The organism is Kitasatospora sp. NPDC097605, assembly GCF_040302725.1.
In the GTDB taxonomy this organism is placed as follows: Bacteria; Actinomycetota; Actinomycetes; order Streptomycetales; family Streptomycetaceae; genus Kitasatospora.
Genome location: NZ_JBEOSF010000025.1, coordinates 64,358 through 84,061, shown reverse-complemented (window position 1 = coordinate 84,061; position 19,704 = coordinate 64,358). Strand labels below are relative to the sequence as shown.

The following is a 19,704-nucleotide window of genomic DNA, read 5'->3' as shown; positions in this document are numbered from 1 at the left end:
ACGGTGTGCGCGGTGCACGGGGTGGCGCTCGCGCTGCTGGCGGCGGCCGTCGGGGCGGTGGCGGTGCGCGGTCCGGCCCAGCCGGGGGTGGCGCTGGCGTTCACCGCGCTGATCGCGCTCGGCGAGTGTGTGCGGATCACTCTTCCGGGCGACCGCGAGCAGGCGCCGATCGGGGCGGCGGGGGCGCTGGCGTACGCGCTGCTCGGGCCGCTGCGCGGGCTGCCGGCCGGGCCCGGGGTGCTCCAGGTGGTGGCGGTGACCGGCGCCGGCCTGCTGCTGGCGCTGCTGCCCGCGGCGGTGCGGGCGGCCGTGGGACGGGTCCGCGGGGACGGGCCGCGCGGGCCGGCGCCGTGGCGCGAGCGGGCCCGGCGCGACGGCGCGGCCCGGCGGCTGCTCGGGGCGGGGTTCGCGGCCGCCGTGTTCCAGCCGCTCTACAACAGCGGGGTGGTGGACCGGTTCTCCGCCGACGGCCCGGCGTACGGCGCCTTCCTGACGGCGGTGGCCGCGCTGGCCGTGCTCTGCGACGCGGTGCTGGCGGCGCTGCTGCGCCGGGCCCGCAGCGGGCTGCGGTTCCCGGCCGGGCTGGAGGACGAGCTGCGCTCGCTGTTCGGGATCGGCACGGCGATCGCCGCCACCGGCATGCTGGTCAGCCTGGCCGCCGGGGAGGTGGGGCTGTGGGCGCTGCCGCTGTTCTGCGCGCCGCTGCTGCTGGCGCAGGTGTCCTTCCGGCGGGCGGCGGCGGTGCGGGCCACCACCGGGCAGACCATCGCCAGTCTGGCCAAGGCCACCGAGGTGGCCGGGTACACACCGCCGGGGCACGCCCGCCGGGTCGCCGACACGGCGTGCGCGGTCGGCCGCGAGCTGGGGCTCGGCACCCGTGAGCTGGCCCTGCTGGAGTACGCGGCGCTGATGCACGACATCGGGCAGCTGTCCCTGGTGGAGCCGGTGCCGGGCGGGGCGACGGCGCTGCTGCCGGACGAGGAGCAGCAGCGGATCGCCCGGCTGGGCAGCGAGGTGATCCGGCGCACCGGGGTGCCGCGGCGGGTGGCCGAGCAGGTCGCCCGGCTGGCCGACCCGTTCCCCGGTCCGGACGGCGGCGGGCGGGGGGTGCCGCTGGCGGCGCGGATCATCCGGGTGGCGAACGCCCACGACGACCTGCTGACGGCGGCCCGGGGGCGCGGGGTGGGCGAGGCGGTGGGGCGGCTGGAGGTGCTGGAGGCGCTGCGGCTGGGCCGGGGCCGGGTGTACGACGCCCGGGTGGTGGACGCGCTGGTGCGGGTCCGCGGCTGACCGCGCCGGGCGCTCGTCCGGTGCTCGTCCGGCGTCCGAGGGGCGCTCGGGGGCGTCCGAGGGCGGGCCGGACGGCCGGGTCCGGGGGCCGGCGGGGGCCGTCCGGGGTTGAGGCGGCGGGGCGGTGCGGGCAGGCTGGGGGAGGGGCCGGGAACGGGCCGGGACGGAACCGGGCAACCTCGGCGGTGGGGAGCGCGGGCGGCGGCCGTCGTGGTTGGATGCGGTCGTAGCGTGGAAAACCGACCCGGAGCACCGGGCCCGTGACGCGGGAGCGGTCACGGGACTTGAGCGGACGACGACGGCAGGGACGAACGTGAGGATCTTCCACCGGGCACGGCACCGGCCGTCCGCCACCTGGCGGCAGACGACCGACCGGGCTTTCACGTTGATCGGCGACGGCCGTTACGAGGACGCCGGCGCCCTGCTGGTGATGGCGGCCGACCTGGAGCCGTGGCTGTCGGACTCGTGGTTCAACCTGGCGCTGCTGCACAAGTTCCGCCGCGACTGGGAGCAGGCCCGGGCGGCCGGGCTGCGGGCGGTGGCGCTGCTGGACCGCGAGCAGGGCGCCCCGGACTGGTGGAACCTCGGCATCACCGCGACCGCGCTGCAGGACTGGCCGCTGGCCCGCCGGGCCTGGCAGGCGTACGGGCTGAAGCTGCCCGGCGGCCCGGGCGCGCGCGAGGAGGGGCCGGTCAGCCTGGACCTCGGGACCACCCCGGTGCGGCTCTCCCCGGACGGCGAGTCCGAGGTGGTGTGGGGCCGGCGGCTGGACCCGGCCCGGATCGAGGTGCTGTCGATCCCGCTGCCGTCCTCCGGCCGGCGCTGGGGCGAGGTGGTGCTGCACGACGGCGCCCCGCACGGCGAGCGGGTCACCGACGGGGTCGCCTACCCGGTGTTCGACGAGATCGAGCTGTGGGCGCCGTCCCCGGTGCCGACGTACGTGGTGCTGCTGCAGGCGGCGACGGAGGCGGACCGGGACGCGCTGGAGCGGCTGGTCGCGGACGCCGGCTACGCGGCGGAGGACTGGACGTCCTCGGTGCGGCTGCTGTGCCGGGCCTGTTCGGAGAGCCGGATGGCCTCGGACGACGGGCACACCGCCCACCACGATCCGCACGACGACGGGGACGCCGCGCACCCCGGCCACCTGAGCCATCTGAGCCCGGGCGCGGGCGGGATGTCCTGGCTGGCCGAGCGCGAGTGCGGGATCGCCGCCCCGGCGCACCTGGTGCGGGTGCTGCTGGACCGCTGGGCCGCCGCGTCCCCGGGAACCCGGGTGTACCGGGATCTCGAAGAGGTCTGCTGAGCGCGCTGAGTACCCTGGTGCGGTACGCGTAGGCCTATGGAAGCGGAAGACATGGCGGAGCAGGAGCAGCACGAGCACGACGAGACCCCGAAGGTGGTCGGCGAGCAGCCGGACCTCTCCAAGGGCACGGCGCGCCCGATCACCGTCTACGGCAACCCCGTGCTGCACCGTGAGGTGAAGGACGTGACGGCCTTCGACGGCGAGCTGTCCGCGCTGATCGACGACATGTTCCAGTCGATGTACGCGGCGGAGGGCGTGGGCCTGGCCGCCAACCAGATCGGCGTGGACCTGAAGGTCTTCGTCTACGACTGCCCGGACGACGAGGGCGTGCGGCACATCGGCCATGTGGTCAACCCGGTGCTGGAGGAGTTCCCGAAGGACCGCAAGCGGGTGCTGGACGACGGCAACGAGGGCTGCCTGTCGGTCCCGACCGCCTACGCCGAGCTGCCCCGCCCGGACTACGCGGCGGTGACCGGCCAGGACAAGGACGGCAACCCGGTCCGCGTCGAGGGCACCGGTTTCTTCGCCCGCTGCCTGCAGCACGAGACCGACCACCTGTACGGGTTCCTCTACATCGACAAGCTGTCGAAGCGGGACCGCAAGGACGCGCTGCGGCAGATGGCCGAGGGCACCGCGCGCTACGCGACCGTCCCGAACGACTGACGCCGCCCGGGAGTTGACGGAGGGCCGGGGAGCAGCTGCTCCCCGGCCCTCCGGCGTGTGCGCGCTCTCAGCCGCGGGCGCGGGCGGTGGAGTCGCGGGCGACCAGGACCGGGGTGAACAGGTAGTCCCGGGCCCGGCCGCCGTGGCCCTCCAGCTGGCGCCAGAGGGCGTCGGCGACGGCGGCGCCCATCTCGTCGATCGGCTGGCGGACGGTGGTGAGCGGCGGGTTGCTGTGGGCGGCGAGGTAGCAGTCGTCGTAGCCGATCACCGAGAGGTCGCCGGGGACGGTGCGGCCGGCCTCGCGGGCGGCCTGGACCACGCCGAGGGCCATCAGGTCGCTGCCGGCGATCACGGCGGTGACGTCCGCGTCGAGCAGCTGGCGGGCGGCGGCCGCGCCGCCGGCGATCGAGTAGGCGGACTCGGCGTACCAGTCCGCGGGGGGCTCCTCGCCGAGCAGCTCGCGCATCGCGCGCCGGTAGCCGTCCAGGCGGTTGAGCGAGGGGCGCAGGTAACCCTGGCCGCCGGCCAGGCCGATCCGGCGGTGGCCGAGCTCGCGCAGGTGGGCGACGGCGATCCGGGCGCCGAGCGCCTCGTCGGTGGCGACGGTGGGGACGGCCAGGCCCTCCACCCGGCCGCTGACCAGCACCATCGGGATGCCGCGTTCGTGCAGCAGCCGGTAGAAGCCGTGGTCGGCGTGGGGGTTGGCGTGCCGGCCGGAGACCAGGACCAGGCCGGAGACGCCCTTGCGCAGCAGGACGTCGATGTAGCCGAGTTCGGCGGTGCCCTGGCGGGTGGAGGTGCCGACCACGGCGGTGAGGCCGTGCTTGGCGAGCTGCACCTCGATCGCGGAGGCGAGCAGGGGGAAGACCGGGTTGTCGAGTTCCGGGACGACGACGCCGATCAGCGCGCCCTGGTGCGGGTCGTAGCCCTGGTCGGGCTGCCAGCCGAGCTCCCGCATGGCCTCGGCGACCTTGACCTTGGTGTCGTCGGAGACGCCCGGCCGGTCGTTGATCACCCTGCTCACCGAGGCGGCGCTGACGCCCGCCCGGGCGGCGATGTCGCGCAGTGACGGGCCGCTCAATTGGTCCTCCGGTCTGGTCCGGCCTGCATCTTACAAAGCCCGGCGCGACAGGCCGCGCAACAGGATGAAACGATCTTAGCAACATATTGCGCAACAGTTTCATCGCCGTTACGGTTCCCTCGTCGGCCCCGGAAAGCGGAACGCCGTCATCCGTTAACCTGTCCACCCGCCCCGAGGAGCCCCATGGACCCGGCCAGCAGCCACCGCCTCGCCGCCCGCCACCAGCCGCACCACGACGGGTCCGCGCGGTACGTCGGCGACCTCGCCCCGCGCCTCGGGCAGCGCGTCGACCTCCTGGTCCGGGTGCCCGCGGGGCAGGACGTCGAGCGGGTCTTCCTGCGCTCCGTCCCGGACGGCGAACCGCACTTCACGGCCGCCGTCGTCGACCGGGTCGACGGCACCGGGACCACCTGGTGGCGGGCCGTCCTGGAGATGGTCAACCCGGAGATGAACTACCGGTTCTGGCTGCACACCCCGGCCGGCGGGCGCTGGCTCACCGCTGCCGGCCTGCACGACCACGACCTGCCCGACGCCACCGACTTCCGCCTCACCACCCACCCCGCCCCGCCCGCCTGGGCCGGCGACGCGGTGGTCTACCAGATCTTCCCCGACCGCTACCACCGCTCCGGCGAGGCCCCGCTCGCCTCCTGGGCCCGCCCGGCCGACTGGGACACCCCGCTGCGCACCGGCGACGCCGAGGCCCTCCAGCAGATGTACGGCGGAGACCTCTGGGGCGTGGTCCGCAAGATCGACCACATCCAGCGGCTCGGCGCCACCGTGATCTATCTGACCCCGTTCTTCGAGGGCCGCTCCAACCACCGTTACGACGCCGTCTCCTTCGACCGGGTCGATCCGGCACTCGGCGGCGACGAGGCGCTGATCGCCCTCACCACCGAGGCGCACCGGCGCGGCATCAAGGTGATCGGCGACATCACCCTCAACCACTCCGGCGACGGGCACGCCTGGTTCCGCACCGCGCAGTCCGACCCCGAGAGCCCCGAGGCCGGCTTCTACTTCTTCGGCGACGGCGGACCGGAGGACTACGCGACCTTCCTCGGCGTGCGCACCCTGCCGACCTTCGACCACCGCTCGGCCGAGCTGCGCCGCCGCCTCTACGAGGGCCCCGACTCGGTGATCGCCAGGTACCTCGGCGCGCCGTTCCACCTGGACGGCTGGCGGGTCGACGTGGCGCAGATGGCCGGCCGGCGCGGCGACGTCGAGCTCAACCACAGGGTCGCCACCACCACCGCGGCCACCGTCCGGGCCGCCAACCCCGACGCCGTCCTGCTCGCCGAGCACCAGCACGATGCCTCGCTCGCCCTGGCCGGCGACGGCTGGCAGGGCACCATGAGCTACGCGGGCTTCACCCGGCCGGTCTGGAGCTGGCTCGTCGAGAAGCACGACCAGAAGGACTTCTGGGCCGTCCCCGGGCCGATCCCCGACTACGACGCCGCCCGGGTGCGCGCCACCATGACGGCCTTCGGCGCCGCGCTGCCCTGGCGCAGCCGCGCCCACAACCTGACCCTGCTGGACTCGCACGACACCGCCCGGTTCCGCACCTTCGCCGGTCCCGAGCACCAACTGCTCGGCGCGGCCCTGCTGTTCACCCTGCCCGGGATCCCCATGGTGTTCTCCGGGGACGAGGTCGGCGTGCTGGGCGAGGGCCTGGAGGAGGGGCGAAAGCCGTTCCCCTGGGACGAGTCCGCCTGGGACCAGCACACCTGGCGCACCTACCGCGACCTGGTCCGGCTGCGCCGCAGCCACAGCGCGCTGACCGGCGGCGGGCTGCGCTGGCTGGTCGCCGAGGGCGACGTCCTGCTGTTCGAGCGGGAGGACGCGCGGGAGACGGTCCTGGTGCAGATCAGCCGGGCCGACCACCCGCCGGTGGCGGGGGAGTGGCACGCCACCCACCTGCTCGGCGGGCCGCAGCTGGTCCCGGGCCGCGACCTGCCCTGCGAGGGCCCGGCCGTGCACGTGTGGTCGGTGGCCCGATGAGCGCCGACACGGCCTGGTCCGCCCCGAACGGCGGGACGGCCCCGAACGGTGACACCGCCCCGCACGGTCGGAGCGCCGTGCGCCGGGGCCGGATCGAACGGATCCCCGGCTTCCGCTCCGAACTGCTCGGCAACGCGAGGGACCTGCTGGTCCACCTGCCGCCCGGCTACGACGACCGGCCGGATGCCGACTACCCGGTGCTCTACCTGCACGACGGCCAGCAGGTCTTCGACCAGGGGCAGCAGCCCACCTGGGCGGTGGACCGGACGCTGGAGGCGCTGTACGCCGACGGCCTGATCCCCGAGCTGATCGCGGTCGCCGTGCCCAACGCCGGCGCCGACCGCGGCGTCGAGTACTCCCACGTCGCCGAGTACTGGCGCACCCCCGGCACCCCGCTGAAGGGCCACCGCTACGAGGCGTTCCTGACCGACGAGGTCAAGCCGTTCGTCGACGCCCGCTACCGGACCAGGACCGGTCCGGAGCACACCGCGCTGATGGGCTCCTCGATGGGAGGCCTGGTCACCTACCACATCGCCTTCCGCCGCCCCGAGGTCTTCGGCCTGGCCGCCGTCCTCTCCCCGTTCCTCACCCACGTCGACCCGGAAGGCCTCGGCGAACGCGTGGTGCACGAGCGCTACCGGCGGCGCGGGCCGCGCCGGATCTGGCTGGACATCGGCGGCCGGGAGGGGCTGATCATGGCCCGCCCCGCCCGCGAGTTGGCCGGCCGGCTGGTCGACGAGGCCGGCTACACCTCCGGCGCCGACCTGCTCTACTACGAGGACCCGGCCGCGCCGCACCACGAGAACGCCTGGCGCCCGCGCGCCCGGCACGCGCTGCTGCACCTCTTCGGCGCGCCCTCACCGGTGCGCTCGCTCACCGTCGAGCCGCGGATCCTGCTTGCGCCCGGCGAGACCTGGAGCGCCGTCAACCCGGTCGCGGTCCGCGCCGACGGCGTGCGCTACACCGCGCTGGAGGCCGGTTACCGGGTCGAGCACCCCGGGGTGGCGGCCGTCTCGCCGCACGGCGGGCTGCGCCCGCTGGCCGCCGGGCGGACGGCGGTCACCGTCCGGGCCCACGGGCTGGCCGCGCACACCGAGGTCGCGGTCGACCCGGAACTGCCCGCCCACCCGGTGCTGGAGGTGACCGTGACCGTCCCGCCCGGCACCCCCGACGACGCCCCGGTGATGTTCGGCCCGCTGCCCTGCGCCCCGGCCGGACCGGGCCGCTTCCGCGGTCGGATCGCGGTGCCGCGCGGCACCGGCTTCGACGGCGGCGTCTCGCGCGGCTGGGGCCTGGACGCCGTCGACGCGGACGGCCGGCGGGTGCTGCACCCGCTGCGGGTCGACCGCGACACCCGGCTCGACCTCACCGTCGAGCGCTGGCACCGGCCGGCGGACGGCATCTGACCCGTCACCCGCCCGGCGACCCACCCCCGCACCCCTCCCGGACGAAGGAGTCTCGGACCATGCGCCACCGGATCACCCGCCACCGGATCATCCACCGCAGAACCGCCGCGCTCGGCCTGCTCGCCCTGCTGGTCACGGCCTGCGGCGGCACCTCCCCCTCCGCCGGCCCCACCCCCGCCGGCACCGCCGCCGCGGACGGGCCGATGACCGCCCCGCCGATCGCCGCCGCCGAGGGCGACCTGGTGATCTGGGCCCAGAGCCAGCAGGCCGCCGCCCTCCAGCCGCTCGCCGACCGCTTCGGCAAGGAGCACGGCGTCAAGGTCACCGTCGTCCCGCAGTCCGTCAACACCCAGCAGGCGTACGTCACGGCCACCAACGCGGGCAAGGGCCCCGACCTGGTGGTCGGCGCCTCGGACTGGCTCGGCAACCTGGTGCAGAACGGCACGGTCGCCCCCGTCCCGCTGACCGCGCAGCAGAAGGCGCTGTTCCAGCCCGCCGCCCTGGCCGCCGTGGCCCGGGACGGCCAGCAGTACGGCCTGCCCTACGCGACCGAGACCCTGGTGCTGTTCCGCAACACCGAACTGGCCCCGGCCGCGCCCGCCACCTTCGAGGACCTGGCCGGCACTGCCACCGAGGCCGTCCGGTCCGGGAAGGCCGAGGTCCCGCTGGCGCTGCCGGTCGGCCAGCAGGGCAACGCCTATGCCCTGCAGCCGCTGTTCACCTCGGCCGGCGGCCACCTGTTCGGCAGCAAGCCGGACGGCGGCTGGGACACCGCCGACCTCGGGGTCGGCGGCCCGGGCTCGATCGCGGCCGGCGAGCTGTTCAAGCAGTACGGGGAGAAGGGCGCCGGACTGTTCAACCGCTCGGTCGACACCAACGCCACCTCGCTGTTCACCGGGCGCAAGTCCCCCTACCTGGTGGCCGGGCCGTGGGCGCTCGGGCAGGTCAAGCAGGCCGGTCTGCCGTACGCGATCTCCCCGGTGCCCGGCTGGGCGGGCAAGGGACCGGCCCGCCCCTTCGTCGGCGTGCAGGCGTTCTACCTCTCCGCCAAGGCGAAGAACCAGCCGCTCGCCCAGGAGTTCCTGCTGCGCGCGATCGGCTCGGAGGAAGGCCAGCTGGCGCTCTACCAGGCCTCGCCCGAGCCGCCCGCGCTGACCTCGGCCCTCACCAAGGTCACCGCCGACGACCCGGACATCGGCGCCTTCGCCGCCGCCGGCGCGGCCGGGCAGCCGCTGCCGACCATCCCCGCGATGAACGCGATCTGGGGCCCGCTCGGCCAGGCCGAGGCGAGCATCATCGCCGGCGCCGACCCGGCCGAGACCATGCGCCAGGCCGGCGAGGCCATCCGCGCCGCCCTGGCCGGCGGCCACTGACACCCCGGCGCCCCGCGCCCCTCCCGGACGGACCAGGGACCATGACCTCCCCCACCCTTCAGGACAGCAGGCGCCCGGCCGCCCCCGCCGCCGGGCCCCCGCGACGCCCGCCCCGCCGGGCCGGTGCCGTGACCGCGCAGCTGGTGAAGATCATCCTGCTGTCCGGGGTCGCCGCACTCGCCCTCTTCGCGACGCCCAAGCTCTACCAGGCCGGCCACTGGGCCGCCCTCGGCGTCCTCGCCGCGGGGGCGGGCGCGATCTTCTGGATCTACCTCTCGCCGCGCCGGGTCGCCGCCAAGTACCTGCTGCCGGCCACCGTGCTCTTCCTGGCCTTCGTGGTCTACCCCGTGCTCCACATCGTCGCGGTCTCCTTCACCGACTACGGCGACGGGCACCTGCTCACCAAGGAACAGGCCGTCCGCAGCCTGGTCGACAACTCCGTGGAGCCCGTCCCCGACGGTGCCTCGTACACGCTCACCGTCGCCACCGAGCCGGCCGGCGGCCCGCTCGTCCTGCTGCTCACCGACCCGGCGACCGGCCGGACCGAGGCCGGCACCGCGCGCGGCCTGGCCCCCGCCCCGGCCGGCACGGTGACCGCGCCCGACGGCCGGGTGACCGCCGCACCCGGCCTGCGGATCCTCACCCCGGGCCAGGTCAACGGCCGCGCCCAGGAGCTGAAGGAGCTGCGGGTGCCGGTGGACGGTGGCTTCGTGGTCGGCCAGGGACTCTCCTCGGCCACCACCGCCCGGCCCACGCTGGTGCACGACGGCCGGGCCGACACCCTCACCGACACCCGCACCGGCACCGTCTACCGTTCCGGGGACGGCCGGTTCACCGCCACCGACGGCTCCGGGCGGACCCTGCCGACCGGCTGGCACCGCACCGTCGGCTTCGCCAACTTCACCGCCGTGCTCACCAGCCCTGCCGTCCGGGGCCCCTTCCTCTCCGTGCTCGCCTGGACGTTCGGCTTCGCGGCGCTCTCCACCGGCGCCTCCTTCGCGCTCGGCCTCGGTCTCGCGTTCACCCTGCACCACCCGCGGCTGCGCGGACAGCGGCTCTACCGCTCACTGCTGCTGCTGCCGTACGCGATGCCCGCGTTCATCGGCATCCTGATCTGGCAGAGCATGTACAACCGGGACTTCGGGCTGCTCAACCAGTTGCTGCACACCCGGATCGACTGGCTCGGCGACACCTGGAGCGCGCGCCTCGCGGTCGTCCTGACCAGCCTGTGGCTCGGCTTCCCCAACATGCTGCTGATCTGCACCGGGGTGCTGCAGTCCATGCCGGCCGAGCTCAACGAGTCGGCGCGGATCGACGGCGCCGGGCCGTGGACCGCCTTCCGGGCGGTCACCTTCCCGCTGCTGCTGGTGGCCGCCTCGCCCGTGCTGATCTCCTCCTTCGCCTTCAACTTCAACAACTTCAACGCCGTCCAACTGCTGACGGGGGGAGGCCCGTTCGACGGCGCGGGCGGTTCGGCCGGCGCCACCGACATCCTGATCAGCTACACCTACCGGGTGGCCTTCGGCGGGCAGGGCGCCCAGTACGGCTTCGCCGCCGCCCTGTCGATCTTCATCTTCCTGCTGGTCGGCCTGATCACCCTGGTCGGCTACCGCCGCACCCGGGCCCTCGAGGAGCTGAACGCATGACCGCCACCACGACCGTCCGATGGCTGCGCCGGTTCGGCTGGCGGCACCTGGTCGCCGTCCTCGCCGTCTGCTTCGCGCTCCTGCCGCTGCTGTTCGTGTTCTCCGCCGCGCTCAACCCGCTCGGCACCCTGCAGTCCTCCACGCTGGTGCCCGAGCACGCCTCGTTCGCCAACTTCACCGCGCTGTTCACCGACGAGCAGTACCCGTTCGGGCGGTGGCTGGCCAACACGGCGCTGATCTGCGGCAGCTTCGCCGTGCTCAACGTGCTGCTCGGGGTCTGCTCGGCGTACGCGTTCTCCCGGTTCCGCTTCCGGGGGCGGCGGGTGGGGCTGCTCACCGTCCTGCTGGCGCAGATGTTCCCGCAGTTCCTCGCGGTCGTCTCGCTCTACCTGCTGTTCGCCGAGGTCGGCGACGTGCTGCCGGCGATCGGCCTGGACACGCCCTGGGGGCTGCTCCTGGTCTACCTCGGCGGGGCCATGGGCGTGAACACCTGGCTGATGAAGGGGTACCTGGACACCATCCCGAAGGAGATCGACGAGGCCGCCAAGGTGGACGGGGCCGGGCACGCGCAGATCTTCTTCCGGATCATCCTGCCGCTGGCCGCGCCGATGCTGGTGGTGGTCGGGATCCTCTCGCTGACCACCGCCCTCAACGACGTCATCCTGGCCGGCATCTTCCTGACCTCCAACGAGTCCAAGACGGTGGCGGTCGGCCTCTACGGGATCATCTCCGGCCAGCAGGACCAGAACTACGGCCTCTTCGCGGCCGGGGCGCTGGTCACCTCGCTGCCGGTGATCGTGGTCTACCAGTTCCTGCAGCGCTACCTCGCCCAGGGGCTCACCGCCGGCTCGGTCAAGGGCTGAGCCGGCGGCGGGCCCGCCGCGTCAGGCGACGAACAGCCACTCCGGGCCGTAGGTGAAGTGGGGGTTGGCGGGGAGCTTGACGGCGTTGATCTTCTGGGCGGTGCGGCGCAGCTCGCCCATCAGGCCGATGGCCGGGAAGATGTCCTCCCCACCGGGGCCCCACGCCGCCTCCAGGGCGCGCAGCATGTCGCTGTAGTTCTGGTTGAAGGTGCGCAGGAGCTCTGCGGTGGCCGCGTCGGGCTCGTTCCCGGGGGAGTTGGCCCAGCCGCCCTGGGGGACACGGCCGACCGGCGAGGTGTCCGGCAGCGGCACGTCGGCGCCGGTGAAGTCGAACTTCCCGGTCTGCTCGTCGCGGACGAGCTTCCTGCCGACGGCGATCTCCTTGAAGGCGTAGTAGTGCGCGAGCTCGCCCGGGGCACCGGGGAAGGGGTTCTCCGGGGAGGCGGTGGTGCCCTCGCCCTGGGCCTGGATGACGTGGATGGCGGCGAGGACGTCGCCGAGGGCGTTCATCGGGACGATGTCGTTGCCGGCCCCGTGGCTCGACCCGAGCGGGAAGCTCACCTGCCGCTGCCCGGTGATCAGGTGGGCGAACTTCGGGAAGACGTTGGCGATCCGCTGGTAGAAGGCGCCGATGGTGTTGCCGTCCGCGGCGAACGCGAGCGGGTTCTCCGGCTTCTCGATGTCGGCGAACAGCGCGGCGGAGTCCCGGCTCAGCCCGCTGAGGAACACCTCAAGCCCGGGGTTGACCCCACCGGGCAGTTCCCCGGGGTACTTGGGCACGGTGAGCGGGTCGGTGAGGACGACGGTGCCGCCGATGCTGGTGAGCATGTTGGCGACCAGCCCGAAGTGCGACATCTCGTCGAACACGATCTCGCGGATGGTGTGCCGAACCGGCTTGCTGTTGTCCGGGTCCGTGATCGACCACAGCGCGGTGGCATACGGCGGGATCGTCGACAGCTCCAGCATGATCGCCCGCTGCAGCGCGTCCTTGAGCTCCTGCTCGCCCCACTCATCTTCCCCGACGCTCATGAGCTGAACGATCGCGTCACTCGTGTAGTCCAGAACCCCGGTGGCCATATTGCGTCCCCTTCCGATCGGTCGTGGCCGGACCGTATGCGGGAACCGATCGCCCACGGACACCTTCACCCCGGTGCGCCCCCCGAGTTCACCCGGACGCCCCCGCCCGGCATTGCTGAGAGGTCGTTCGCGTCCCTGCCGGGCAATGGTCGAGTGCCCTACGCAAGCGAGGAGGGCCGGCAGCATGCCGATCTGCGCGGAGTGCCGCACCGCTGAGGCGGTCATCGAGGACCTCGCCCGGCGAAAACCTGCCCCGCCCGGCGCGAACGCCGGGCGGGGCAGGGGGAAAAGTCGGTGGCGAGTTCGCTGATCGGCAGCCTGTCGGTGCGGGAAGGGTGCTGGAGACCTTTTGAACTCTGGGCGAGGGTTGGTGGGTTGTGGCCGGGGATGCCGAGTGGCGCAAGAGCACCTAGAGCGCGCAGGCCAACGACTGCTTGGAGATGAGCCGTCCGCTGCCGGGCGGAATGGCGGTCCGTGATTCGAAGGACCCGGAGGGGCCGGTGTCGGTCTTCGGGGCTGAGGCGTGGGCTTCGTTCCTGGCCGGGGTCAAGGGCGGGGAGTTTCCGAGCGGCTGAACCTGCTTGTGGTGCCCCGCACGGCTGTGGCCGTGCGGGGCACCGTCATCACTGCCGGCGTGTGCATGGGACGTGCGCGCTGCGGGTGCGCCTCTGCGCGTCTGTTGTGGCGCATCGGCGTCCCCGGAGGATGGGCTCCGGACGTAGGGAGCGCAGCATGGGTGAGCACGAGAAGCCACCGCCGGGGAATGCGGATAAGCAGGTACCGCCTCCGCCGCCGGGGGACGGGAAGCACAAGAAGCGATGACCGGCGACCTGGCTGACCGCCGCATGCGGATGGATGCGGCCATGGAAGCGCGCGGGGCCTGGCCGACCGAATCGCCGTGGGTGCGGGAGGCCATGAGCGCGCTGCCCCGTGACGCCTTCGCGCCGGATCGGCTGTGGCGGTGGGACGGCCACGCCTATGTGCCGGTCGATCGTTTGGCCGACCCGGCCGCGTGGGCGGACGAGCTCTACTCCGGGCCGGACGCGGCGGCGGTCACCCAGGTCACCGACGGGCTCCCCTCTTCCTCCCTCTCCGCACCCGCCGTGGTGGCGGACATGCTGGACAGCCTGATGCTGGAGCCCGGCCACACCGTGTGGGACATCGGCACCGGTCAGGGCTGGAGCTGCGCGCTCGCCGCCTGGCGGGCCGGGCCCAACCGGGTCGTCTCCACGGAGATGGACGAAGGCCTCGCCCTGCTCGCCCGCAAGCGGCTCGCCGCCGTCGAGGTGTTCGTCGGCAACGGCACCCGCCGCGTCCCGCCCGGCGGCCCGTTCGACCGCATCCACGCGACCTACGCCGTCGAGACCGTCCCCTACACCTGGATCGAGGCCACCAAGCCGGGCGGCCGGATCGTCTACCCGTGGGGCCGGCTCGGGCACGTCGCGCTCACGGTGGCCGCCGACGGCCGTAGCGCGAGCGGCTGGGTACAGGGCCTCGGGCAGTTCATGGCGGACCGGTCGGCTCCGGTGCCGACGGCCGGCTACGCGAAGGTGCGTGGTACCGGTGACCCTTCCGCAGAGCGGATCATCGGGCGTGACCTCGCCCCGCTCGCCGACGACTGGGACCTGCGCTTCGCCGTGCGCGTCGCCGTCCCGGACGCCGTGATCATCACCGGCCGGGACGAGGACGGCGTCAACGCCTGGATCCACGACGGCAAAGCGTCGTGGGCGGCAGTCTCCGCAGGCGGTGCCGTGCTGCTCCAAGGCGGCCCGTGCCGGATCGGTGACGAGGTACTGACCGCCTGGTCGCAGTGGGAGGAACACGGTCGTCCGACGCCGTATGACTACAGGGTCACCGTCACATCGGAACACCAATGGGTGCGGCCCGATCCATGAAGCAAAGAGGGGGAGCGCCGAGCGGCGCTCCCCCCTCTGAGCCTCGTTTCCTAGAAGTCGTCGTCGAAGGAGACCGAACCCTCGACAGCGACCTGGTAGGCCGACACCCGGCGCTCGAAGAAGTTGGTCAGCTCCTGGACGTTCTGCAGCTCCATGAAGCCGAACGGGTTCGTCGAGCCGTACCGGATCGGCAGGCCCAGGCGGGCGAGGCGCTGGTCCGCCACGGCCTGGAGGTACTCGCGCATCGACTCGGTGTTCATGCCGGGCAGGCCGTCGCCGCAGAGGTCCTGGGCGAACTGGAGCTCGGCCTCGACGGCCTCCTCCAGCATCTCCGTGACCTGCTTGGCCATCTCGTCGTCGAAGAGGTCGGGCTCCTCCTCGCGGACGGTGTCGACCACCGAGAACGCGAAGTCCATGTGCATGGACTCGTCGCGGAACACCCAGTTGGTGCCGGTCGCCAGGCCGTGCAGCAGACCCCGGCTGCGGAACCAGTACACGTACGCGAACGCGCCGTAGAAGAAGAGGCCCTCGACGCACGCCGCGAAGCAGATCAGGTTGAGGAGGAACGCGCGGCGGTCCTCCTTGGTCTGCAGCGAGTCGATGTGGTCGACCGCGTTCATGTACTTGAAGCAGAACTGGGCCTTCTGGTGGATGGAGGGGATGTTCTCCACCGCGGCGAAGGCCGCGTTGCGGTCCTCGGGGTCGGGCAGGTAGGTGTCCAGCAGCGTCAGGTAGAACTGGACGTGCACGGCCTCCTCGAACAGCTGGCGCGACAGGTACAGCCGCGCCTCCGGGGAGTTGATGTGCTTGTAGAGGCTCAGCACCACGTTGTTGGCGACGATCGAGTCACCGGTCGCGAAGAACGCGACCAGCCGGCCGATCATGTGCCGCTCGCCCTCACTCAGCTTCGCCAGGTCGGCGACGTCCGAGTGCAGGTCCACCTCCTCCACCGTCCAGGTGTTCTTGATGGCGTCGCGGTACCGGTCGTAGAACGACGGGTAGCGCATCGGGCGCAGCGTCAGCTCGAAGCCGGGGTCGAGCAGCATCTTGCGGTCTTCGGAGCTCATTACTGGCAGGCCTCGCAGGACTCGGGGTTCTCCAGGGAGCAGGCCAGCGCGGCCTCTTCCTCCGGGGTGAGGGTCGGGGTGTTCACCGGCACCGGCGCGGCGGCGCGGGCGGTGCCGGACGCGGCCTGGGCGATCCGGGTGGCCGGGCGCGAGCGCAGGTAGTAGGTGGTCTTCAGACCGACCTTCCAGGCGTAGGCGTACATCGAGCTGAGCTTGCCGATGGTCGGCGCCGCCATGAACAGGTTCAGCGACTGGCTCTGGTCGATGTACGGCATGCGGGCCGCGGCCAGGTCGATCAGCGCGCGCTGCGGCAGCTCCCACGCCGTGCGGTACAGCGAGCGGATCTCGGCGGGCAGCCAGCCGAGCTCCTGCACCGAGCCGTTGGCGTCGCGCAGGGCGTCGCGGGTCTGCTGGTCCCAGACGCCGAGCTCCTTGAGGTCGCGCACCAGGTACGGGTTGACCTGGAGGAACTCGCCGCTCAGGGTCTCGCGCTTGAACAGGTTGGACACCTGCGGCTCGATGCACTCGTACACACCCGCGATGGACGCGATGGTCGCGGTCGGCGCGATGGCGAGCAGCAGCGAGTTGCGCAGGCCGGTGACGGCGATCCGCTCGCGCAGCGCGGTCCAGCGGTCGGCCCACTCGGGGGTGGCCGAGCCGAAGTGGTCGATGTGCAGCTCGCCGCGGGCGGCGCGGGTCTCGCCGTAGGCCTCGTGGCGGCCCAGCTGCTCGGCCAGGTCGGCGGAGCGCTCGTAGGCGGTGAGCATGATGCGCTCGGCGATGAGCGTGGAGAGGGCCTTGGCCTCCGCGGAGTCGAAGTCGATCCGCAGCTGGAAGAAGACGTCCTGCAGGCCCATCACGCCGAGGCCGACCGGGCGCCAGCGGGAGTTGGACGCGCCGGCCTCGGGGGTCGGGTAGAAGTTGATGTCCACCACGCGGTCGAGGAAGGTGACGGCGGTGCGGACGGTGGCGTCCAGGCGCTCCCAGTCCATCGCGTTCAGCAGGTCGCCGGCCGACGCGCCGGCGGCGACGTGGGCGCCGAGGTTGACCGAGCCGAGGTTGCAGACCGCGGTCTCGGAGTCGTCGGTGACCTCCAGGATCTCGGTGCAGAGGTTGGAGGAGTGCACCGTGCGGCCCGGCAGCGCGGTCTGGTTGGCGGCGCGGTTGGAGGCGTCCTTGAAGGTCATCCAGCCGTTGCCGGTCTGCGCCAGGGTCCGCATCATCCGGGCGTAGAGGGTCTGCGCGGGGATGGTGCGCACGGCCTTGCCGGCCAGCTCGGCCTTGCGGTAGGCCTCGTCGAACTCCTCGCCCCAGAGGTCGACCAGCTCGGGGACGTCGGCGGGGGAGAACAGCGACCAGTCGGCGTTGGCGTTGACCCGGCGCATGAACTCGTCCGGGATCCAGTGCGCCAGGTTGAGGTTGTGGGTGCGGCGCGCCTCCTCGCCGGTGTTGTCGCGCAGTTCGAGGAACTCCTCGATGTCCGCGTGCCAGGTCTCCAGGTAGACGCAGGCCGCGCCCTTGCGGCGGCCGCCCTGGTTGACGGCGGCGACCGAGGAGTCGAGGGTGCGCAGGAACGGCACGATGCCGTTGGACTTGCCGTTGGTGCCGCGGATCAGCGAGCCGCGCGAGCGGATCCGGGAGTAGGACAGGCCGATGCCGCCGGCGTGCTTGGACAGCCGGGCGATCTGCGCGTAGCGCGAGTAGATCGAGTCCAGGTTGTCCAGCGGGGAGTCCAGCAGGTAGCAGCTGGACATCTGGGGGTGGCGGGTGCCGGAGTTGAAGAGGGTCGGCGAGGAGGTCAGGTACTCCAGCCGGCTCATCAGGCGGTACAGCTCGGCGACCTCGGCGACCGACTGCTCGGTGTCGCCGACCGCCAGGCCACAGGCGACGCGGAGCAGGAAGTACTGCGGGGTCTCGACGACCTTGCGGGTGATCGGGTGGCGCAGCAGGTACCGGGACTGCACGGTGCGCAGGCCGAAGTACTCGAAGCGGTCGTCGCCCCGGGGGTCGACCAGGGCGTCCAGGGCGGCGGTGTGCTTGGCGACGAAGGCGGCGGTGGTGTCGCCGATCAGGCCCTCGGCGTGGCCGACCGCGATCGAGGTGGAGAACGAGACCACGCCCTGGCTCGCCGCCTCGTCCACGATCTCCAGCGCGAGCAGCCGGGCCGCGAGCTTGGAGTACTGCGGGTCCTCGGCGATCATCGACGCGGCGGCGTCGACGGCCAGCCCGCGCAGCTCGGCGAAGTCCGAGCCGGCGTGGCGGCCGCGGAGCGCGGCGGCGGCGACATGGCCGGGGTCGACCTGGGGGAGGTCGGCGCTGCGGTCGGTGAGGAGGCGCAGGAGCGCACCGCCGGGGTCGGAGACCGTCGGGTCGGCGGGGGCGGAGCTGGAACCCTGGGCGGGCAGGGTGGCTGAGGCAGCGGTGGTCAAGGCGCTCTCTCCTGGCGGCGGTCGGCGGCGTGGCTCGGGGTACCGGACCGTTCGGGGCAGGGGAGATCGCCGCGCGGGCCCTGAGGCGTCGCGCGCGTGTCGTCCCCGGCCCGCCCGCGAGGCCCGGAAGGTGGTGCTGGTGCCATGGCCTCTGCGGGGAGGCGTCGGCACGCCGTCGGCAGGTACTCGGACTCGTGGCGCACCTGGGGAGGCGGCCGCACACCGCTGCGGGGCAGTCCCGGACTCGCACCGGGTTCCCCTGCGTCGACAGCAGGAGTGAGCATACATCTAGTGGTGCTTGCTCGATGCGACACCACATGTTGTGCAGCGTGGCGTGTTGCTCCGATGACCGGTGGTACCGGGGCGGGGCCGCGGGTGGCCGTGGCGGGCCCCTGTTCTGAAACGGATTGGTCACCGGAACGGTCCCTCGTACGGTGCATGCCCTACGATCTCGGCACATGAGCGAGGGAACGGGCGCTCCGGGGGAGTGGGCCAGTCGGGCCGTGCCGCCGGAGCAGGGTCAGCAGCCTGGCACGCCGGGTCAGGCGCCGCAGCCGGGGCAGCCGCCGGTGCCGCCGCCCGGCGGTTTCGGGCCGCCTGCGACGCCGTACGTCCAGCCGGGGGCGGGGGTGCCGCCGCAGGCCCAGCCGCCGGTGGCGCCGCACCTGCCGTCCGGCGCGGTGCCGTACCCGCAGCCGGGGCCGCAGGGCGGACCCCAGCCCGGGCCGCCGCAGCCGGTGCCGCCGCAGCCCGGGCCGCCGCAGCCGCCGGCCCCGTTCGCCCAATGGCCCCAGCAGGGCGCCCAGCCGCCGCCGCTGACGCCGCAGCCGTCCCCGAACGAGCCGGACTGGAACGCGATGGCGGACCGCCACGCCACCGATTCGCGCCGCCGCAAGCGGCTGTGGATCGGCGCGGTGGTCGCGGCCGCCGTCCTGGTCGGTGGCGTCGTCGGGGCCGGGGTGTGGATCAACGGCCGGGACAAGGGCGACGACCCGAAGCCGAACGCGGGCACGTCCACGGCCGGCAGCCCGTCCGTCACGGCCACGCCCACCGAGCAGGCGCTGGCGGTCATCTCCGACGCCGCCACCGACAAGCTGCCGGTCGACGCGGCGACGCTGTTCCCGGATCAGACCCGGACCGTCGACGGCAAGGTGTGGACCCGTCAGGTGACCGGTTCGACCGCTCCCTGCTCCAAGGCGACCACCGGCGGGCTCGGCCTCGCGCTCGGCGACGACACCTGCCGTTCGCTGGTCCGCGCGACGTACGTCAACGGCGAGAGCGCCGTCACGGTCGGCGTCGCGGTCTTCGACAACAAGGCGGGCGCGGACCGGGCGATCGGCCGTCACGCGGGCCTGATCCAGGGTCTGTCCGGCACCGGTGTCGCGATGTTCTGCGTGACCGACAAGTCGGGCTGCGCCGAGACGCACGCCTCGATCGGCCGCTTCGGCTACTTCACGGTGGCCGGCTCGCTGAAGCAGGGCGCGGACCAGAGCGACCAGCTCGCGGCGGCCGCCGCCGGCCCGCTCGCGGGGCGCACCAAGGACGTCCTGCTGGGTCGCGGAACCCGCACCGGCTGACCGCCGGGCGGGAGGGAACGGCCCGCGAAGGGCGGCCAG

Annotated in this window: 14 protein-coding genes, 1 pseudogene and 1 riboswitch; of the genes and pseudogenes, 11 read left to right on the top strand and 4 right to left on the bottom strand. The window is 73.3% G+C overall.

Translation table 11 applies throughout. From position 1 onward, the window contains the following. Window positions 1-12 precede the first annotated feature (12 nt). The 3 genes from ABTX81_RS25920 to def all read left to right on the top strand — a co-directional run bounded on the left by ABTX81_RS25920 (window position 13) and on the right by def (window position 3,256). Window positions 13-1,290 (top strand): HD-GYP domain-containing protein, encoded by a 1,278-nt coding sequence (locus ABTX81_RS25920; protein WP_502892856.1) that lies wholly within the window; start codon window positions 13-15, stop codon window positions 1,288-1,290. Window positions 1,291-1,603: 313 nt separating this feature from the next. After that, window positions 1,604-2,593, top strand: coding sequence for a tetratricopeptide repeat protein (locus ABTX81_RS25915; protein WP_350549846.1), 990 nt, complete (start codon window positions 1,604-1,606; stop codon window positions 2,591-2,593). Window positions 2,594-2,644: 51 nt separating this feature from the next. Then, window positions 2,645-3,256 carry a peptide deformylase gene (def, locus tag ABTX81_RS25910; RefSeq protein WP_350549844.1) on the top strand — a complete coding sequence of 204 codons (612 nt, stop codon included), beginning with the start codon at window positions 2,645-2,647 and terminating at the stop codon, window positions 3,254-3,256. A gap of 67 nt (window positions 3,257-3,323) precedes the next feature. Here def and ABTX81_RS25905 read toward each other — a convergent pair whose 3' ends face one another. Beyond that, a complete protein-coding gene (locus ABTX81_RS25905; RefSeq protein ID WP_350549841.1) occupies window positions 3,324-4,337 on the bottom strand; it encodes a LacI family DNA-binding transcriptional regulator in 1,014 nt (337 codons plus the stop codon). Window positions 4,338-4,520: 183 nt separating this feature from the next. Between ABTX81_RS25905 and ABTX81_RS25900 the strand changes: the two genes are divergently transcribed. The 5 genes from ABTX81_RS25900 to ABTX81_RS25880 are packed head-to-tail and all read left to right on the top strand — an operon-like array spanning window position 4,521 to window position 11,620. Beyond that, on the top strand, window positions 4,521-6,332 hold the full coding sequence (locus ABTX81_RS25900; protein WP_350549838.1) for a glycoside hydrolase family 13 protein: 1,812 nt from the start codon (window positions 4,521-4,523) through the stop codon (window positions 6,330-6,332). Then, complete coding sequence (locus ABTX81_RS25895; RefSeq protein ID WP_350549835.1) at window positions 6,329-7,738, top strand: alpha/beta hydrolase; 1,410 nt, start codon at window positions 6,329-6,331, stop codon at window positions 7,736-7,738. The genes ABTX81_RS25900 and ABTX81_RS25895 overlap by 4 nt, the downstream gene beginning before the upstream one ends. A 59-nt stretch (window positions 7,739-7,797) precedes the next feature. Next, window positions 7,798-9,111: a sugar ABC transporter substrate-binding protein gene (locus tag ABTX81_RS25890; protein ID WP_350549832.1), complete on the top strand. Its 1,314-nt coding sequence runs from the start codon at window positions 7,798-7,800 to the stop codon at window positions 9,109-9,111. Window positions 9,112-9,152: 41 nt separating this feature from the next. Further along, complete coding sequence (locus tag ABTX81_RS25885; RefSeq protein WP_350549830.1) at window positions 9,153-10,757, top strand: ABC transporter permease subunit; 1,605 nt, start codon at window positions 9,153-9,155, stop codon at window positions 10,755-10,757. Continuing rightward, window positions 10,754-11,620 carry a sugar ABC transporter permease gene (locus ABTX81_RS25880; RefSeq protein WP_350549827.1) on the top strand — a complete coding sequence of 289 codons (867 nt, stop codon included), beginning with the start codon at window positions 10,754-10,756 and terminating at the stop codon, window positions 11,618-11,620. The genes ABTX81_RS25885 and ABTX81_RS25880 overlap by 4 nt, the downstream gene beginning before the upstream one ends. Before the next feature lie 21 nt (window positions 11,621-11,641). Here the strand turns inward: ABTX81_RS25880 and ABTX81_RS25875 are convergent, their stop codons facing one another. Beyond that, window positions 11,642-12,649: a ferritin-like domain-containing protein gene (locus tag ABTX81_RS25875; protein WP_350549824.1), complete on the bottom strand. Its 1,008-nt coding sequence runs from the start codon at window positions 12,647-12,649 to the stop codon at window positions 11,642-11,644. Window positions 12,650-13,128: 479 nt separating this feature from the next. Here ABTX81_RS25875 and ABTX81_RS25870 point away from each other — a divergent pair. Then, a pseudogene (locus tag ABTX81_RS25870) lies at window positions 13,129-13,272 on the top strand (DUF397 domain-containing protein); the annotation flags it as partial. A gap of 288 nt (window positions 13,273-13,560) precedes the next feature. Beyond that, window positions 13,561-14,592: a protein-L-isoaspartate O-methyltransferase family protein gene (locus ABTX81_RS25865; RefSeq protein WP_350549822.1), complete on the top strand. Its 1,032-nt coding sequence runs from the start codon at window positions 13,561-13,563 to the stop codon at window positions 14,590-14,592. Window positions 14,593-14,642: 50 nt separating this feature from the next. Here ABTX81_RS25865 and ABTX81_RS25860 read toward each other — a convergent pair whose 3' ends face one another. Both ABTX81_RS25860 and ABTX81_RS25855 read right to left on the bottom strand, forming a co-directional pair. Beyond that, window positions 14,643-15,659 (bottom strand): ribonucleotide-diphosphate reductase subunit beta, encoded by a 1,017-nt coding sequence (locus ABTX81_RS25860; RefSeq protein WP_350549819.1) that lies wholly within the window; start codon window positions 15,657-15,659, stop codon window positions 14,643-14,645. Beyond that, window positions 15,659-18,064, bottom strand: a complete 2,406-nt coding sequence (locus ABTX81_RS25855; RefSeq protein ID WP_350549912.1) for a ribonucleoside-diphosphate reductase subunit alpha — start codon at window positions 18,062-18,064, stop codon at window positions 15,659-15,661. The genes ABTX81_RS25860 and ABTX81_RS25855 overlap by 1 nt, the downstream gene beginning before the upstream one ends. 184 nt (window positions 18,065-18,248) lie before the next feature. Beyond that, window positions 18,249-18,376, bottom strand: a riboswitch (cobalamin riboswitch). 170 nt (window positions 18,377-18,546) lie between these two features. Here ABTX81_RS25855 and ABTX81_RS25850 point away from each other — a divergent pair. Continuing rightward, window positions 18,547-19,665, top strand: a complete 1,119-nt coding sequence (locus ABTX81_RS25850; RefSeq protein ID WP_350549817.1) for a hypothetical protein — start codon at window positions 18,547-18,549, stop codon at window positions 19,663-19,665. Window positions 19,666-19,704 lie beyond the last annotated feature (39 nt).

Coding starts and splice junctions, on each gene's coding strand:
- def (WP_350549844.1), top strand. CDS start 2,645: ATGGCGGAGCAGGAGCAGCACGAGCACGACGAGACCCCGAAGGTGGTC.
- ABTX81_RS25900 (WP_350549838.1), top strand. CDS start 4,521: ATGGACCCGGCCAGCAGCCACCGCCTCGCCGCCCGCCACCAGCCGCAC.
- ABTX81_RS25895 (WP_350549835.1), top strand. CDS start 6,329: ATGAGCGCCGACACGGCCTGGTCCGCCCCGAACGGCGGGACGGCCCCG.
- ABTX81_RS25890 (WP_350549832.1), top strand. CDS start 7,798: ATGCGCCACCGGATCACCCGCCACCGGATCATCCACCGCAGAACCGCC.
- ABTX81_RS25885 (WP_350549830.1), top strand. CDS start 9,153: ATGACCTCCCCCACCCTTCAGGACAGCAGGCGCCCGGCCGCCCCCGCC.
- ABTX81_RS25880 (WP_350549827.1), top strand. CDS start 10,754: ATGACCGCCACCACGACCGTCCGATGGCTGCGCCGGTTCGGCTGGCGG.
- ABTX81_RS25875 (WP_350549824.1), bottom strand. CDS start 12,649: ATGAGCGTCGGGGAAGATGAGTGGGGCGAGCAGGAGCTCAAGGACGCG.
- ABTX81_RS25865 (WP_350549822.1), top strand. CDS start 13,561: ATGGAAGCGCGCGGGGCCTGGCCGACCGAATCGCCGTGGGTGCGGGAG.
- ABTX81_RS25860 (WP_350549819.1), bottom strand. CDS start 15,659: ATGAGCTCCGAAGACCGCAAGATGCTGCTCGACCCCGGCTTCGAGCTG.
- ABTX81_RS25850 (WP_350549817.1), top strand. CDS start 18,547: ATGAGCGAGGGAACGGGCGCTCCGGGGGAGTGGGCCAGTCGGGCCGTG.